The sequence below is a fragment of the Thermosediminibacter litoriperuensis genome (assembly GCF_008124715.1).
Lineage (GTDB): Bacteria > Bacillota > Thermosediminibacteria > Thermosediminibacterales > Thermosediminibacteraceae > Thermosediminibacter > Thermosediminibacter litoriperuensis.
This window is the reverse complement of sequence record NZ_VNHO01000038.1, coordinates 1-16,402: the sequence shown is the minus strand read 5'-3', so window position 1 is coordinate 16,402 and position 16,402 is coordinate 1. Positions and strand designations below refer to the sequence as shown.

The following is a 16,402-nucleotide window of genomic DNA, read 5'->3' as shown; positions in this document are numbered from 1 at the left end:
ACCGTTGCGGAGCCTGGGAACCCTTAACGTAAGGGTACCGACTCTGGTGACTAAATTTCTCGGATAGTATCCGTTACGGTAGGCTTGTCTTTCTTCGGTTCTTTCATAAGGTTCTGCTTTTATTTGTTCGGTAGCCTGGGCTTGGAGTATTTGGTTGAGTATGGACTCCAATAGTTTGGCCATCCCCTCATCTTTAGCTCCCTTTAGAAAAAGGTGGTGCAAAATTTCAGAATCGATGGTAATATTATATTGAGCCATTTCTCATCCCTCCAGTTAGGTTTTTGGGTTGACAATTTAATTCTAACCAGAGGGGTGAGGGTGGCTCAACACCTTTTTACACAATTATATGGACTTAACTAAAGCCCTTTACACCTTTACAAATTATTTTTAACCGGAGGCAATTTTTTATTCACGGCCGGGTTCGCTCAAGTCTTTTATGACCTCAGCTAGACTTCTGGCAAAAGCCCTGGCCGATTCTATTGATTCTTCCATAGTGTTGCCATGACTGCCTATTTCCACTAGCAGAGCTTTTTTCGAAACGTGCTGGTTGAACCTCTGTTCCCGGAGGTCGATCTCTCTGGTTATGCCGGGATATAGCTCTTCTAGTTTGTTCTGCAAAACAAGCGCGAATTTATAGTTTTCCCGCCAGTGGGGATGCGGGAATATTTTGTCTGTGCCTACTACGAACATTATCCTGGAATAGTACTTGTTATCTATCTTTACCGTAGTCATTTCCCTTGCCCTTTGAGGATCCGGTACGGGAGCGTCCCTGTGAATATCCAACACTATCTGTATCGAGGGGTTTTTCTTAAGTACTTCCTCTACCGTTTTCAGCGAATTCGAGTAGGAGTACATATAAGTGGGCACGTCGTGGACTGTCTTGTTATGTATGGTCGGTATACCCTGCCTGTTCAATTCGGATGTCAGTACTTCTCCCACCCTGGCAACCGTAAATTTCAGGTCGTCAGCGTGAAAGGCCTGGTCTCTGGGCTTGTAATCGTATTCTTTAGAAGGCATGTAAGACTCTGTGGTATGGGTGTGATAGACGAGCACCAGAGGCTTACCGGCCACCGGTGTAACCTGTTCAACATCGCTGTCCTCATCTTCGGGTGGCGCCGGCGGCGGGTTATTTGAAGGCACGTGTTCATTTTCTACGACTCCCTGTTCGGGCGATTCTATACCCGGGGTCAGCGCCGGTTCTATATTGACCAGGTTCAAAAGCGGTATCTGAAAGCCGAGATAACCCTTCGGCTTAAAAAAATCGAAAATCGCAATCCTTTCCTGAAATTTCAAAAAGGATTCACCGGGGTTAAAAAAAACCACGTTTTCCGGTGTATAAGCCTTGGCGGCGGGTACCGCCCACAAAAAAAACGCTCGAAAGACCCGGCTGTCAAGATCTCCAACAATCTTTAGACGGGCAGGGTCTTTGAATTCACCGAAAACTGGAGCGGACTCTTTCACAACAGTTTTTACGCTCACCACACCCAATGCGAAAAGCAGTATAACCGCCACTGCGTATAATATTGTTTTTTTAATCCTTATTATCCTGAAGTCGATCAAATTTATCACCCTCCGGTTAAACATATTCATCGGAAATAAAAAAAATGAGGCTTTTTTAACCTCATTGAAGAAAGGTGCTGACCTCTTCGTAGGATATTCCAGGGTGAAGGGCGAGATTAAGGCCGCCGGATAGGGTTCTGGAAATATTTTCTATCAGCGAATCTATTTCCTTGGGCGTTACTACCAGTTCGCCGACAAAAGGAGAAAGTACTTCCCGGATTAGCTGGTACTTTTCGTCCCTGTTTAATGTCTTCAGCATTTTATAAAATTCGGATCCCGGCTGAGCTTGGCGTTCAAACTCGGATATCAACATTTCCAGCGTGTCGCTGGCGACCGTCGCCGCATCGACCACCGTCGGCACCCCTATGGCTATTACGGGTACGCCCATGCTTTTCCGCGTAATACCCATGCGCCTGTTGCCGACGCCAGAACCGGGATGTATGCCGCTGTCGGAAATCTGGATCGTAGTGCTTATTCGCTCCAGGCTTCTGGAAGCAAGGGCGTCGATTACGATTATTAGCTCCGGCTTTACCCTTTCCACAACACCCCTTATTATTTCGCCCGTTTCTATACCCGTTATTCCCAATACTCCAGGAGCCAGAGCACATACGGGCCTGATGCCGTTTCGGGTGTTAAATTTTTCTGGAATGAGCTCTATGAGATGTTTTGTGACGATAAGTCTTTCAACCACTTTTGGACCTAGTGAATCGGGGGTTACATTCCAGTTACCCAGGCCTATAACGAGTACCGTCGATTCGATCGGGAGATTTATCATAGATCTTAATTCTTCAGCCAGATTTTTGCTGACCTCTTCGGTCAACTTAGGATCCTTCTCTCGGAGTCTGGGTACCTCCAATGTTACGTAATAACCCTTTGGCTTACCCAGAGCTTTCTCGCCGTCTTCATTAATAATCCTAACGCGGCTTATAGCCATTTCCTGGGATTTTTCCGTTTCAACAAGCACGCCCGGGATCTCCTCTCTTCCGGTCATCTCCCGGGCTTCTATAGCAAGGTCAGTCCTTATGTTTATAATTTATCCCCCCTTATCGAAGTTCGGTAGGTACGAAAGCGTCGACTATTCCTATCACCAGCGATGCCAGAAGGGCACCCCACCAAGTTACTCTCATAGCCGGTACCAGGAACTGGGCAAAATAGATTACAACCGCTGCGGTTATAAAACCTACAATACCCCGATTCTGAGGTGAAATCTTTTCTCCGAGTAAACTTTCAGCGATAAAGCCCAGTATGGCTATTACAATGGCTGCAATCAGCGCTCCAGTAAAACCCGCTACCTGAAAACCGGGCAGCAAAAAGCTGATAAGCATTAAAACCAATGCTGATACGATAAACCTGATGATCATTCCCACCATATCTTTTCCCTCCAAATAAAATTTTACTCTTTTTATAGCATACCTCGAGATTTTCATAATATACGGGTTGCATTTTAATGGATGAAATGATAAAATAGGTTTAGTGTTTTTAAGGGGGTGAAACGTTTGCCAAATACAGCATCTGCTAAAAAGAAGATGCGCCAGGCCAAGAAGAGGACGCTGCGGAACCGGCTTGTTAAGTCAAAGATAAAGGCTGCGATCAAAAAATTCAACGAAGCGCTGAAATCACAGGATGTAGAAAACATTAAAAGCGCCCTCATCGGTGCCGTTAAAGCCCTTGATAAGGCCGCTTCAAAAGGTGTAATCCACAAAAACGCGGCAGCCCGCAAAAAGTCCAGTTTATATAAAAAATTAAAAGAACAAAGCATTGCCGTTTAATTCCACGCGTAAGCTATAGCCTTACGCGTTTTTTATTTCCAGGTGTAATCTAAAATATTCGTGGGAACATAAAAATGTAGGATTTTAAAAATTAAACCCGGAGGTGGTTGCCGTGGACGGTAGAATCCTACAGCTTCAACAGCAGCTTCAGCAATTCCAGCAGAATCTTAACGCCGTAATCCAGATGGTCAACGATTTGCAGCGGGCGGAAAGCAATAACTCCAGCCAGCTGGGACAGTTGATTTCCGCGGAATCCAATACGGCTCAGAGGTTGCAGCAGCTTCAGCAGGCGGAACAGAAAGCTACCGAGCAGCTCAATATGATTCAAAAGATGTGCAGCGATTCGACTAAACAGTTGCAGCAGCTGACTTCGTTGACCCGTGAGCTGGCCACCCAGATGGTTCAAACGGACCGGCAGACTATGGGTGCAGCCCAGCATACGGCTCATACGGTAACTCCGGCCAGGGCCGATTACCAGCAGTACAGGGCTCAGGCCTACAACCGGGAATTCGGCCAGCATACTGCACAGGCGGTGGCACCGGCCAAGCCGAATTATGATCAGTACAGGACTCAGGCTTACAACCAGGAATTCGGTCAGCATACTGCACAGGCGGTGTCACCGGCCAAGCCGAATTATAATCAGTACAGGGCTCAGGCTTACAACCAGGAATTCGGTCAGCATACTGCACAGGCAGTGACGCCGGCCAATCCAAACCAGGAACAGTACAGGGCATCCGCTTATAACCGGGAATTCGGCCAGCACACGGTCAAGCCCGTGGCACCGGCAAGAAAACAATAGCCTCCGAGGTACTAAATCCTACAGGTCACCCTCAATTCAGGGGTGACCTTCTCTTGTTTGAACTATTTTTGCCAGCAGCATTTCCAGCCCTTTTTTTTCTTCTATGCGGCCCTTTTTCAAATCAATATCAAGCTGTTGACAAAGTTCCAAAACATTTATAATTTGTTCTGTGGAAAAATTTTTTGCCTGTATAATCATTTTTTTCAATGCAAAAGGATGTATATTGAGAGCGGTCTGGAGTTCATGAAAAGCAAGACCCTCGTTTGCCTTAACCGCCAGCAGGTTCATGAAATGTCTGGAGACCATGAAGAGGATCACCAAAACCTTTTCGCCGGAATAGATAAGGTCGTTTAAAATTTTAACGGCAGCGGGAACTTTTCCCTCGGTCAGGCAGTCTATGAGCTCGAAGATGTTTGCTTCTGTCGACTTGGACATAATATCATCCAGGTCCCTTTTTTCAACTTCATCCCTGTCAGCAGCATACGATACCGCCTTTTTTATTTCTCCGTCCACGTGGTAGAGGTCGGCGGTAAACTGGGCCATATAAACGGCGGCCGACTGATCCATGGGCTTGCCGTATTTCGCCGAACGGGTCTGTATCCAGCGGACCTTATCTTTGAAGTTCAAACTCGAAAACTCCTTTACGATGCCCTTTTGCTGTATAACTTTGTAAATTTTTTTGCGCCTGTCGACTTTTTCCGCCGAGAAAATGAGGCATAAATACGGCGGGATGTTTTCCAATAATTCCAGGAGACGTGCTTCTCCGCCCCCGCCGCTTTTTTCTGTTGACCTCCTGCCTTCCTCAAGAAATACGGCGTTATAAATCGATACAACCCTTTTGGGCGCCATCATAGGCGCTACTCTACAAATATTCACTATCTCGTCATAGGTAACATCTTCTCCGTCAAGAGCCAGCCAATCCACCGTTTGAAACGCTGCAGGCACGTATTTATCTTTGATTTTTTCGATCGCTTCTTTTATAAGCAGCTTTTCCCGACCGTAAAATAAATAAAGGTCGCTCATTATTAATTCCTCTTTCGGGTTAATTATTCGTATATATTTTAACATCATTTCCTTTGATTTTAAAGCTAACGGCTCCGTGAATATCGGTTCTGTACACTTTAACCTTTTGACTTTCTAGAAGCTCAATAACTCTGGGAGCAGGATGGCCGAAGCTGTTATTTTCTCCCACCGAGATGACCGCAAAGGCGGGATTGACTCTGGTGAGGAATTCAACCGAAGTGGAAGCGGCACTGCCGTGGTGTCCGATTTTAATCACATCGGCCCGAACGTCATACCCTGCACCGATTATATCTTTTTCCCCTTCAAATCCCAGATCACCGGTAAATAAAAATCTGAATCCCCTGAAAAACATCTTCAATACCACCGAATTGTCATTATCTTCTCCGGACATACTGTTCCTTTCCGGGTTCAAAACAAGAAAGACGGCACTCCCCACCCGGAACGTATCGCCCCTTGCAACCGTTAAAACCGGTATGTTTTTCCGGCCGGCGATTTCCATCATCTTCCTGAATATTTCCGACCCATCCGGATGTCCGATCACCACGGTTTTCACTTCCAGTTCCTTCATAATCGATAAAAGGCCGCCGGCGTGATCGGAGTCAAAATGGCTGAATACTACTACGTCCAGCTTTCGAATACCCCTGTCGTATAGATAGGGCAGAACCACATCCCTTCCCACGTCAAAATCCCCAACGTAATGAGAAGGCATGCCGCCGCCGTCTATGAGGACGGTTCCTCCATCGTCGGTTTTTATAAAAATGCAATCTCCCTGCCCCACATCCAGAAAGGTTACCTCAAACCCCGGTTCTGTTGAGAAAACGCTCACAGCCAAAATTATTATCAGGGCTCCGGCGACCGCTGTTTTAAGCCTCCTGTCAATATTCGAGGCTATCGCGATTTGATCGAAAGCTATAGCGATCAGTGCAAGATAAGCGATAAATACCAGGAGGCCCGGCGACGGAATCGCTACAGCCGCAAAAGGCAAACCTGCACCGAAAGCCGTTATCCGCTCAATTATGAAAAGCAATAAGCCAGTGACTTTTATAATCGGAACCGAAAGCACGGGAATCAGAAAATTCATTATCCCCGAAAGAAGCCCGCCGATGAGGGCCATGCCGGTCAGCGGGACTATTATAAAGTTGAGCAAAAACCCTATCAGGGATACTTTATGAAAATAATAGGCCGAAAAAGGCAAAAGCAGCAGCTGGGCGGATAAAATGGCCGCCGCGGAGTCGCGAAAAAAGGCAGGAGTCGAAGAAAAAAGGTGCTTTAAAGGCCTGTAAAACAGGATTAAGCCCAGAGTCGCCGCAAAGGACAGCTGAAAACTCGCCGAAAAGATGTTATAGGTGTTTATCAACAGGAGCAAAAACCCTGCAAAACAAAGGCTGTTCACCGGGTCGCTCTTTCTCCCGACCAGCCGGCCCAGCATGACCACTTCCAGCATTAAAGCTGCTCTCAACACGGGCGGCGACATTCCTGCCATGAGAGAATAAAATAAAACGGCGGCACTACCTGCAAAAAAACAAAACGCCGGGGAAAGGTTGAAAAAATTTAAAACCCTCTGTATGGCAGCGTAAACGATAGTTACGTTTAAACCCGACGCCGCCAGCACGTGTATAACTCCGCCATCGCTGAAAGCTTTCAGGGTATCGGCGGGGATGTCCCCCTTGAGGCCCAGAACTATTCCCGTCAACAAGGCTGCCATTTTCGGCGGGAGATGCTTCCGGTAAAAATCCTGTATCCCGTCCCTGATGCCCAGGGCGGTTTTTACCAGCGGGTTTACATCATCCCTGCCCATATATTTCATTTCCCGGGAAAACATCGTTGCCGTTATGCCCTTTCGCGCCAGGTACCCCCTGTAGTCGAATCCTCCGGGATTTTCATAGTTGGTGGGCATACGGAGATAGCCTGAAAACTCCACCACATCGCCGTAATTCAATACCCCCGCCGAATCTTTATGGACTACCGAAACGCGAATTCTGCCCGGAGCTTTGATGTATTTTCCGCCCTGTAAAATATATAGGGTCTTAATCTCGTAAGCTGTCTTTGTTTCATCAACCTCCGGCGGCGAAGCCACAACACCTATTACGGTTCTACAATTTCCCGCATAATTTGCGATGGTGCCCTCCATACCGGCGGACCAGAAATTATGGTACAAAGCCCCGGCTGCGAATATAAAAATTCCTAGAAAAATCGTCTTTCGAAAATCCCGTGCAAAAAAATAAAGTCCGAAGCCGGCTATAAGCGCCAAAGCGAAGTGCCATACAATTTTTATGTATTCTCCAGCAACGATGCCTGCAGCAAAAAATATAAAGACAAATAAAAAGGGGCGGTACATAGCCTTACCTCCCCATTACCGATGTTAACATATTTAACCGTATCTTTGACACCTAAAAAAGGGGACCGGAGAAGGATTTTAACATAAAATTTGATACTTTATCAGCCACCGTATACCGAATAGCACGTAAGGTGAAGTGAGGGACGGCAAGTTAAATAATTCCTTACTTCCCTATATTTGTTTTTTATCTATAATTTTATAAATTTGAAGAGCCACCTCGATATTTAGCCTATCTTTAGCATCTTTTAAGTTTACCCCTAATATTTCCTGTATCTTTTGAATCCTGTAAATTATTGTATTGTAGTGGGTATATAAGTCTTTAGAAATTTGTTTTAAATTCCCATTACATTTAAAATATGATTCTAAGGTTTTTAAAAGTTCAGTACCGTGGTTCTCATCATACTTTACTATGGGCTCAATATATTCATTATAAAATTTTATCATTTCATCTCTTTCAGAGTTTTGATAAAATAACCTAAAAATACCTAAATCATCAAAATGTATCACTTCATTTTTTTTGTCCAATATGTTCCCTATCATTAAGGCTTTTTTGGCATCCTGATAGCTTTTGTATATGTCTGTAATGTTTTTATAGAATCTGCCCATTGCCAATGTTAAATTTACTTCTGATAAGTTATCTTGTATATTTTTTAATATTTCTTTACCTAAATTCTTTGAATACTTTTTAATTTCTATGTCATTCATTTTATTAGGAGGTATTGGTAACAGAATTATCATCATATCCATTTTAGTGGCAATTATCGCTCCCTTTTCTTCTAATAAGCAATTAATAGCAAACATTATTCGATTTTTTAATCTTTCTTGTTTTGAATTTTCATTGATATTTCTTAATTCTTTTTCTATATTTGCTATTTCCAATAAAATTACAATATATTGCTTTGATGCATCAAAACCGAAAATAGCACCTCTTTCAACAGCAGAACCTCTTCTGTTTACATCATTAGATAAAAGGTCGTCAATGAAACCAGATTTATATTTCATTTCTACTTCTTTTGCAGCAATTTCTTTGGTTAAATAGAAAGCTAAAATAGTTGATGTTCTCTCAATAATACTAATTTCAAAATTTGTAATTTTACCCTTTTTCTCGAAAACGAATATCTCACCATAATTTTGCCCTGCAGCCATTATAGGCACCTTTATAACATTTACTTTACTATCTTTCATTTCCATCTCAAAAATCTCGTATTCGAAAGCTCCTTTTCTTTTGCAAACCAATGTTTTAGCTGAATCCTCGTATATATTTTTTATTTCCTCACTGCTAAAATAATAATTTCCAAATACTTCTTCCTTAATCAATATATGTGCTTTTAATAAATCGGAAAGAGTTGATGTAATTTCTTTAAGTCCTCCACCATTTATCACTACATTCATCAATTTTTCGTGAACTTCATCAAGTCTTTCTAAAAAGCTTGCTTGCTTATCAAAAATTTCACGCAAAATAGGCAACATTAAGTCTGGAAAAGTCATTTCGAAAGGAATTTTAATTAAAGGAAATCCCAATTTATCAGCAGCTCTTATCATTACATCTGGTATATCCTTTATATACCTCCCGGGTTTAATTCCTATTGCCGCAAGGCCTTTCTGATGGAGAGCAGGAATTAGAGCTTTTTGTGCTTCAAAATCATCTTTTATAGAGTAAACGGTAGTAAATAAAAGCTCGCCCGGTTTTACCCAGTTTATTATGTCAGGAACTTCCATTATATTGACCCTTGTAATCACTTTATTTAGGCCAGTTTCCCCTGCAATTAATTCTGCACTACCTAAAAGCTTTTTTTCTAATACTTCCTTAACAGTTATACCAATTTGATCCATTTATTATTCCCCCATAATGGGAATTGCCTATTTGCTAAATTTCGACAAAAAGTTTAATTTTCCTTTTTGTAATTCAATTTTTTTTCATTAAAAAACCGCCCAAAAATGGCGGTTCTAATAAGGTATTCTTTTTGCAGGCTCAAAGGGGCACTTTGAATTTTTTAATAGATCTTTGTAAACTTGCAAATTCCTGTCCTCAACATGGTCAAATATCATAGGCGTTTCAGCACCGTAAGTAACGTATTTTATGGGATCGGGATCAAGTTTCGCATAAATTATCTCTTCGGTACCCCTTGCTTGGGCTAACTTTTGAGCAATTGGGTTTATTATCATGCTGTGCCCAAAATAATAATTATTTGCCGCATCAGGACCTACAGCGTTTACGGCTACTACATACACATGATTATCATAAGCCCTTGCCTTATTTGTTAATTCCCAAATTTCAAAGCTTCTTAAAAGGGCAGAAGGCCTTACTATCACTTCCGCCCCTTTTACTACCAATTCTCTTGCGAGTTCCGGGAAATCTCCATCATAACAAATCATTATCCCAAGCTTGCAAAAAGGCAATTCAAATACGGGGGCTTCTTTACCTGGTGTTGACCATCCACCGGCTCTTAATCTCTCCGTAGGAAAAAGATGTGTTTTTCTATAAATACCTATAATCCCTTCTGTTGGCCCAATAACAACAGCGCTATTATATATAACATCCTGTGCCTCTCCCTTTTCGTACATCGGCAAGACAAGATATGAATTTATTTCCTTCGAAAGCTTCACCATGTCATCGGTAACTCTCCCTGGTATCGGGTCCAACATTTTATAAAACTCGGAAACGGGCATATTAGGGGTAAACCCTGTTGTCGCTGTTTCCGGAAAAACTATTAATTCCGGATTATGTTTTTCCTTTGCTTTTCTCGCCCATTCCTTTATTTTTTTCACATTGTAATCTATATCATTGGGTTTTGCAGCTATTTGCACACCACAGACTGTAAATTCTTTCATGCTAAAACACCGCCTTAGTATCTTTTACTACGGACTAACCACTGTCCCGAATGTTCCTTCTACAGCTTGCAAAGCATTATCAAGCGAAGTAATAACTGCTGTTTTCTTTTTATTTTCGACGAATCTCATCACTGCTTTAACCTTAGGACCCATACTTCCTTCTTTGAAATGACCTTCTTCAAAATACTTTTTAATTTCAGTTAATGTTATATTTGTTAAATTTTTCTGGTTCGGCTTTTTGTAATTTATTGCTACATAAGGTACATCAGTTAAAATCACAAAAATATCTGCATCAATTTCTTCAGCCATTCTTTCAGCGGCAAGGTCTTTATCAATAACTGCATTTACTCCAATTAATTGACCATTGTCATCCAATACAACGGGAATTCCTCCGCCACCGCTTGCTATAACTATTGCGCCCTGAGAAAGAAGGGTTTTTATTGCTTCTATTTCTATTATTGACTTTGGCTCAGGCGACGCAACAACCCTTCTCCAGCCTCGACCGCTATCTTCTTTCCATATTTCTCCAAATTCTTCCATTGCTTTTCTTGCATGCGCTTCCGAATAAAACGGTCCTATAGGTTTTGTGGGATTTTTAAATGCAGGATCGTCTTTTGATACCAAGACTTGAGTTACAACAGTAACAACAGGCTTTTTAATTCCAATTTTTTTTATTTCATTATACAAACACTGCTGTATCATATATCCTAATAAACCTTGAGTAAATGAACCACAGGCATGAAGCGGCATAGGTGGAATACCATCTTTTTCTGCTGCTTTTTGCTGTAACAATATTTGTCCTACTTGTGGTCCGTTACCATGGGTTATAAGAAGCTGGTAGCCTCGTTCAACGAGGCTAACCAGCTGTTTTGCTGTAATTTTAATGTTTTCTAATTGACTTTCAAAGGTGCCTTTTTGTCCCGGTTGCAGGATTGCGTTTCCTCCTAAAGCTATTACAACCTTTTTACCGTTCATATCTCCACTACTCCTCATGGAAAGCTACAATTCTACATATCGAGGACTCCCCACCAACAAATCTCCATGGGAAGCATCCGATTACCGTTCTCTTGTTTAATAGCTTATCGATATCTCCACCTAAGTTTTCAGCATGGATAATTCCATATGGGAATAGTTTTATATGCATTAGTTGATAATGGCTGGCCGGGAAGAACTCGTCTAAACCTTTTCCATATTTTTCTTTTAAATATTTGTCCGCTTCTTTTGCTTGATTTGGCATCCATTCTCTAATTTTTGTATTCATGGGGTGATCGGCGGAACCACAGTCAACACCGATCCATTTAATTTTCATTTTTATGCACCATTCAGCAAATTCCATTGTTGGCCCTGGATGCTTAATCATGTATTTAATCTCATCTGCATTCGGCTGGTCCCAAGCATAATGATGATACCCTGTATGAATAATCAAAATATCTCCTTCTCTTACATCTGCTCTCTCCATAATGTCCTTAGGAGTGTATATTCCATAGTCTTCAGCAATGTCACTTATATCAACAACTACACCTGGACCTACCAAGAAGTCGAGGGGAAGGCTTGCAATATCCCTTCCATTAGTGCAGAAATGGAGTTCTCCGTCCAAGTGTGTACCTACATGGTTGCTAGTAGTAATAAGCTGGCCATTTGCCCCATTCGGTGCAAGTCTCTTAAAGAATTTTATTTGCAGTGGCTCGTAAGTCGGCCATGGCGGCGTAAGATGACTCAAAGGCTGAGTTAAATCATACATTTTTACTTTTTCTAAAAAGCTCATACACTTTACCTCCTAAAATTTTTATTGTTAAATTTTTTATAATGCCCTTATCCGTCCTCAACTGCCTATTACTCTATATTATATTCCTCTGCAAAGGCAATTAAAGCATCTTCAAAACACTTCATAGGCGGATTTACCAGCCCGGCACCTACCTGACCCACCCCGGGATTTTTGTGAGCAATTCCTGTATTAATAATTGGTAAAATTGCCGTTTCGATAACTTTCCTAATATCAATTCCTGTAGGTGTGCCTCTAAAATCAAGGTAGGGAATCCTATAGGCATTATTTTCGGCTATTGTTATCTCATACATGCTTTGAGTATAATTAATAGCATCTTTTACTGTACCACCGACAAACTGTACAATCGCCGGTGCAGCAGCCATTGCAAAGCCACCAATGCCTATGGTTTCGGAAATAACGCTGTCACCAATATCAGGGTTTGCATCTTCTGGCCCAAATCCAGGGAAGTAAAGACCTCTTACTTTTTCGGCTGGTGCTGTAAACCATCTCTCACCAAGGCCACTAACCCTGATACCAAAGTCTGTACCATTTCTTGCCATGGTGTAGACTATTGTGCTTCCTTTAATACCTTTTGCTGAATCTGCTGTTGCCTTACAAGCTGCCATCGAAAGATTTAAGAAGAAATGGTCGTTACCATTTATGAATTCAAATACTTTTGCAATATCTTCCTTAGGAAGACTGCTTTTTACAAGGCCCGGTGCAATCTGTCGTAAGAACAAAGATGTTCCCGCTCTATTTCTGTTGTGGCATTCATCACCCATCATAAGTGCTTGAACTTGTAAGTTCTTAACATCTATTTCTCCTACAATTTCTAAGGCATCCTTTATTGCCGGACCAAGAACCTGTTCCATCCATTTTAATCTTTTAATTACATCTTCACCATAAGCTCCAAAGCGCAAAGCTTTTCCAAGGCCTTCATTCATATTGCAATAGGCTTTATTGCTGTAGGTTTTATTCTCTACTATGAAAACCGGCATAGAAGGAGACGTGACACCCGCCATAGGACCTACTGCATTGTGGTGATGGCAAGAATCAAAGGTAATTTCTCCAGAACTTGCAAGTTCTATTGCTTCTTGTTCATCTTTTGCAAGTCCTTCGTAAATTAATGCCCCTATTATTGCGCCTCTTAAAGGTCCAGACATCCTCTCCCAAGAAACAGGTGGCCCTGCATGTAATATTGTTTTAGGTGTCATACCAGGGATTACATCCAAGGCTCTGCCTACACCAACCAAGACCGGTTGGCTGTTTAAAAATCTTTCAACTGCTTCTTGATTAGCCCTTTCAATATCAACCAATCTTTTTTCCTCCTTTGTTGTTAATTTATTTTAATTTCTTAAGGATAGACAAAAGTTTAGCATTCCCACCTGCTGGAGGCCTAAACTCTACATGTACAACAGAAACGCTTAAGCTTTTAAGATCGTCCCTAAACCCTGTTATTCCTATATTTACGACTTTAAGCTCTTTTTTAAAAAGCTCATTAATTTTTGACAATTATGTCACCTCCTTGATTTCACGCCTCAACGATGGACATAGCTATCTCCACTGCCCTTTTATTCGTTGTTGCAACTATTGCTCCTGCCTTCTCTAATTCTTCTTTTTGTTTTTTGTAATCTTGAGGATCTTCATAGGTTCCGCAAAGAGCAACAACAAATACTATATTGCTTCCCTTACTTTCAGCAATTTCCCGAGTCTTGTTAATAGCTGGTACCAATTCGGAGGCAGGGTCTTTGTGAGCACCGTATCCGAGCACCACATCCAACAGAATAACCGCTACTTCCTCCGATTCGGCTTCCTTGAATATCCTTTCTACCCTTTGAGTATAGTCGATCATGGGGTGCGGTTTGCCACGCGTAAATTCATCATCACCCATATCTATTACCGTATGTTTTATACTTTGATCCTTTGAAGGAAGTTTTTCTTCCTCTGTAAGGGCAATATTTGAATATACTTTAGAAAATTTCTTTTTCATCAGTACCATAGCTTCATCGCAAAGACTTCCTCCAGAATAAAGACCTCTAATGTATCTCTGCGAAGGCTTCAAGGTTTCCCTAATTTTTTCTATATCAATTCTAACCTCTTCCTCATATGGAAGTTCTGCAATTTTGCCATAGCAAGCCTCATAAGCTTTAAAGGCTGTCTCTTCAAGGGTAGATGCAGTTTCCAATCCATATTTTTCAGCGAAGGATAAATCTGCACCTATAAAATGGACGATAAATTTCTTTTGAGTACCCTTTGCCTTTTCAATAACCTTTTCCATCACTTCTTTTGCTGGCGGTTTGGAAATGAGTACTATAACATCTGTCTCGTCATCGTTAATTAAAGCCTCTATTCCCATTATCATCATAATACCGCCAACTTCGGCTTTTAAGTCCCTGCCGCCGGTACCTATAACCTGGGAAACGCCGCCACCAAGCCTTGTAATTATTGATGACACTTCTTGGGTGCCAGTACCGGATGCTCCTACTATTCCGATTTTGCCCCTTTTTACTTTATTTGCAAAAGCCAAAGGAACTCCGTTTATAATTGCAGTTCCGCAGTCAGGGCCCATCATCAAAAGACCTTTTTCCTGGGCAAGTTTCTTTAATTTTATTTCATCTTCCAAAGAAACATTATCACTGAAAAGCATTACATGAAGCCCGGCTTCCAAAGCCTTCCTTGCTTCTTCGGCTGCATACATGCCCGGCACCGAAATTAGCGCAAGATTTGAATCGGGAGCCATCTGAAGGGCCATTTCTAATGTTTTTGGATTGTATTCGCTTCCCTGAGCTTGTGTCCGTTTTGTGAGCATCTCTTCTACTTTATCTTTCGCTGTTTGAATTGCGTCTTCACTTTCTCCCTTTAAAGCAATGATTAAATCACTTGGTGTGGCTTCCATTACTTCATCGTTTACAAGGTCCACATTTTTCAATGTTTCCTTATTGAAATCAGTAGCCATTACAACAACAGCTTCTTTTATACCTTCAATGTTTTTCACTTCTCTGGAAATGGTCATGAGCATAACTGAATCAAAAAAAGAGTTCTTTTTAATAACTATTTCTTTAATCATTTTATCCCGGTAATACCGGCTTACACCTCCTCAAATTTCTTAATGCTCTTTATTATCCCTGAAGCCCAAAAATATCCTGATGTAGCTCCAATATCCAATAGTTTATTGAAGTTATCTTTCAAAAAAGGTTGCTCATCAGGATGAAAAAGGCTTATCAGCAAATCAATAGCAATTTTAGGACCTCCAAACACGGCAGAGGTTTTAAGCATATGAAAACTTATCAAATTTGTTTTGTCTTTATAAAGTTTTAGCGATTTCAAATTTTCCTTAATTAAAGGCATTATATTTTTCCCGTTTAAATAATGTAAAAAATTCGTTCCCATCATATATCCGCTTATAAAATCATCACCAGCAGGAGTTAAGCCTGGCCCAAGACCTATTAACTTAGAAATATCGCTTGACTCAAATCTTTTTATTTTATCTATCACCTTTGATATGATTAAATCATCCCCCATTTGGGTAAGTTTAGTGTCCAAAATTTTTTCGAGAAATTCTATTTTATTTAATACGTCTTCCTTATCATATTTTCGCTCTATTTGAACCACTTTCTTTTTTACGTAATTTAAGAGACTGAATTCTTCAATTTCAAACAAATTAAATAAAGGTGTTTTACCAAAAAATAAAATATTATTTTCAAAAGTTATATTTACTTCTCTCCAATTTCTTAACAATTGTTCAAAATTTCCCTCATAGTTTACTGAAATGTTATATAGACCTACATAATCCTCATTCTTTACAATCCCTATAATCGCATCATCATATAAAATGTTAAATGCATTTTTAAAAACCGAATGAATTTTGCCCACTTTTTTAGAAGATAAAATTCTTAACGCATTTTTCCCCGCAAAAGCTTTAAGATATTTCATATAATATCCCCATTTATTCTCTATGTTTGTTTAATTCTATCTCTCTGAAATTATTCCTTTGTTAAATCATCACAATATATGTTCTAATTTTTTATTATATGATTGTTTATTGCATAATTAAAATGGACAGAGTTGCAAAATAAAATCCCCACTTTTGCAACTCAAAAATCCCCAAATTTGCAAAGGTCATTGCAGGCACCCCTAAAAACCTTTACCCTTGTAGTTAGGGAAATCTTAACTGCAAGGGAGGATTGGAGGATGCTCACAATGACCCATATTGATAATATCAGAAAAGCGTTCTTTATGAAAGGGCAAAATATCAGCGAGATAGCCCGGGAGTTCCAAAAAGACCGAAAAACTATACGCAAGTATATCTATCAAGA

The 16,402-nt window shown here is 41.0% G+C and carries 16 protein-coding genes; 2 read left to right on the top strand and 14 right to left on the bottom strand.

Annotated features, from left to right (window positions below; genetic code table 11):
* From LZ11_RS11275 to LZ11_RS11260, 4 genes are all read right to left on the bottom strand, one after another.
* Positions 1–258 (bottom strand): transposase (locus tag LZ11_RS11275; protein ID WP_187695081.1); only part of this gene is annotated, 258 nt, incomplete at its 3' end.
* A 147-nt stretch (positions 259–405) separates the two neighbouring features.
* Entirely contained in the window at positions 406–1,560 is a 1,155-nt protein-coding gene (gene spoIIP, locus LZ11_RS11270) for a stage II sporulation protein P (RefSeq protein WP_148867976.1), read from the bottom strand.
* Between the two features lie 61 nt (positions 1,561–1,621).
* A complete protein-coding gene (gpr, locus tag LZ11_RS11265; protein WP_148867975.1) occupies positions 1,622–2,593 on the bottom strand; it encodes a GPR endopeptidase in 972 nt (323 codons plus the stop codon).
* Between the two features lie 10 nt (positions 2,594–2,603).
* Positions 2,604–2,930, bottom strand: a complete 327-nt coding sequence (locus tag LZ11_RS11260; RefSeq protein ID WP_148867974.1) for a phage holin family protein — start codon at positions 2,928–2,930, stop codon at positions 2,604–2,606.
* 126 nt (positions 2,931–3,056) lie between these two features.
* Between LZ11_RS11260 and rpsT the strand changes: the two genes are divergently transcribed.
* Together rpsT and LZ11_RS11250 are read left to right on the top strand one after the other, a co-directional pair.
* Positions 3,057–3,329 carry a 30S ribosomal protein S20 gene (rpsT, locus tag LZ11_RS11255; protein WP_148867973.1) on the top strand — a complete coding sequence of 91 codons (273 nt, stop codon included), beginning with the start codon at positions 3,057–3,059 and terminating at the stop codon, positions 3,327–3,329.
* 112 nt (positions 3,330–3,441) lie between these two features.
* Positions 3,442–4,128 carry a hypothetical protein gene (locus tag LZ11_RS11250; RefSeq protein WP_148867972.1) on the top strand — a complete coding sequence of 229 codons (687 nt, stop codon included), beginning with the start codon at positions 3,442–3,444 and terminating at the stop codon, positions 4,126–4,128.
* A gap of 36 nt (positions 4,129–4,164) precedes the next feature.
* Here the strand turns inward: LZ11_RS11250 and holA are convergent, their stop codons facing one another.
* From holA to LZ11_RS11200, 10 genes are all read right to left on the bottom strand, one after another.
* Positions 4,165–5,151: a DNA polymerase III subunit delta gene (holA, locus tag LZ11_RS11245; protein WP_170240374.1), complete on the bottom strand. Its 987-nt coding sequence runs from the start codon at positions 5,149–5,151 to the stop codon at positions 4,165–4,167.
* Between the two features lie 19 nt (positions 5,152–5,170).
* Entirely contained in the window at positions 5,171–7,489 is a 2,319-nt protein-coding gene (locus LZ11_RS11240; protein ID WP_148867970.1) for a DNA internalization-related competence protein ComEC/Rec2, read from the bottom strand.
* Between the two features lie 171 nt (positions 7,490–7,660).
* On the bottom strand, positions 7,661–9,322 hold the full coding sequence (locus LZ11_RS11235) for a PucR family transcriptional regulator (protein WP_148867969.1): 1,662 nt from the start codon (positions 9,320–9,322) through the stop codon (positions 7,661–7,663).
* A 114-nt stretch (positions 9,323–9,436) separates the two neighbouring features.
* Entirely contained in the window at positions 9,437–10,321 is an 885-nt protein-coding gene (locus LZ11_RS11230; protein ID WP_148867968.1) for a carbon-nitrogen hydrolase family protein, read from the bottom strand.
* A 27-nt stretch (positions 10,322–10,348) separates the two neighbouring features.
* Positions 10,349–11,296, bottom strand: coding sequence for a carbamate kinase (gene arcC / locus LZ11_RS11225; protein ID WP_148867967.1), 948 nt, complete (start codon positions 11,294–11,296; stop codon positions 10,349–10,351).
* Between the two features lie 7 nt (positions 11,297–11,303).
* A complete protein-coding gene (locus tag LZ11_RS11220) occupies positions 11,304–12,086 on the bottom strand; it encodes a cyclase family protein (protein ID WP_148867966.1) in 783 nt (260 codons plus the stop codon).
* A 68-nt stretch (positions 12,087–12,154) separates the two neighbouring features.
* Positions 12,155–13,402 (bottom strand): YlbE family protein, encoded by a 1,248-nt coding sequence (locus LZ11_RS11215; RefSeq protein WP_148867965.1) that lies wholly within the window; start codon positions 13,400–13,402, stop codon positions 12,155–12,157.
* A gap of 25 nt (positions 13,403–13,427) precedes the next feature.
* On the bottom strand, positions 13,428–13,598 hold the full coding sequence (locus tag LZ11_RS12430) for a fdrA domain protein (protein ID WP_148867964.1): 171 nt from the start codon (positions 13,596–13,598) through the stop codon (positions 13,428–13,430).
* Between the two features lie 19 nt (positions 13,599–13,617).
* Complete coding sequence (fdrA, locus tag LZ11_RS11205) at positions 13,618–15,153, bottom strand: acyl-CoA synthetase FdrA (RefSeq protein WP_148867963.1); 1,536 nt, start codon at positions 15,151–15,153, stop codon at positions 13,618–13,620.
* Between the two features lie 20 nt (positions 15,154–15,173).
* The gene (locus tag LZ11_RS11200; RefSeq protein ID WP_148867962.1) at positions 15,174–16,019 is read right to left on the bottom strand and encodes an oxamate carbamoyltransferase subunit AllH family protein; all 846 of its coding nucleotides are present in this window, start codon (positions 16,017–16,019) and stop codon (positions 15,174–15,176) included.
* Positions 16,020–16,402: the final 383 nt, after the last annotated feature.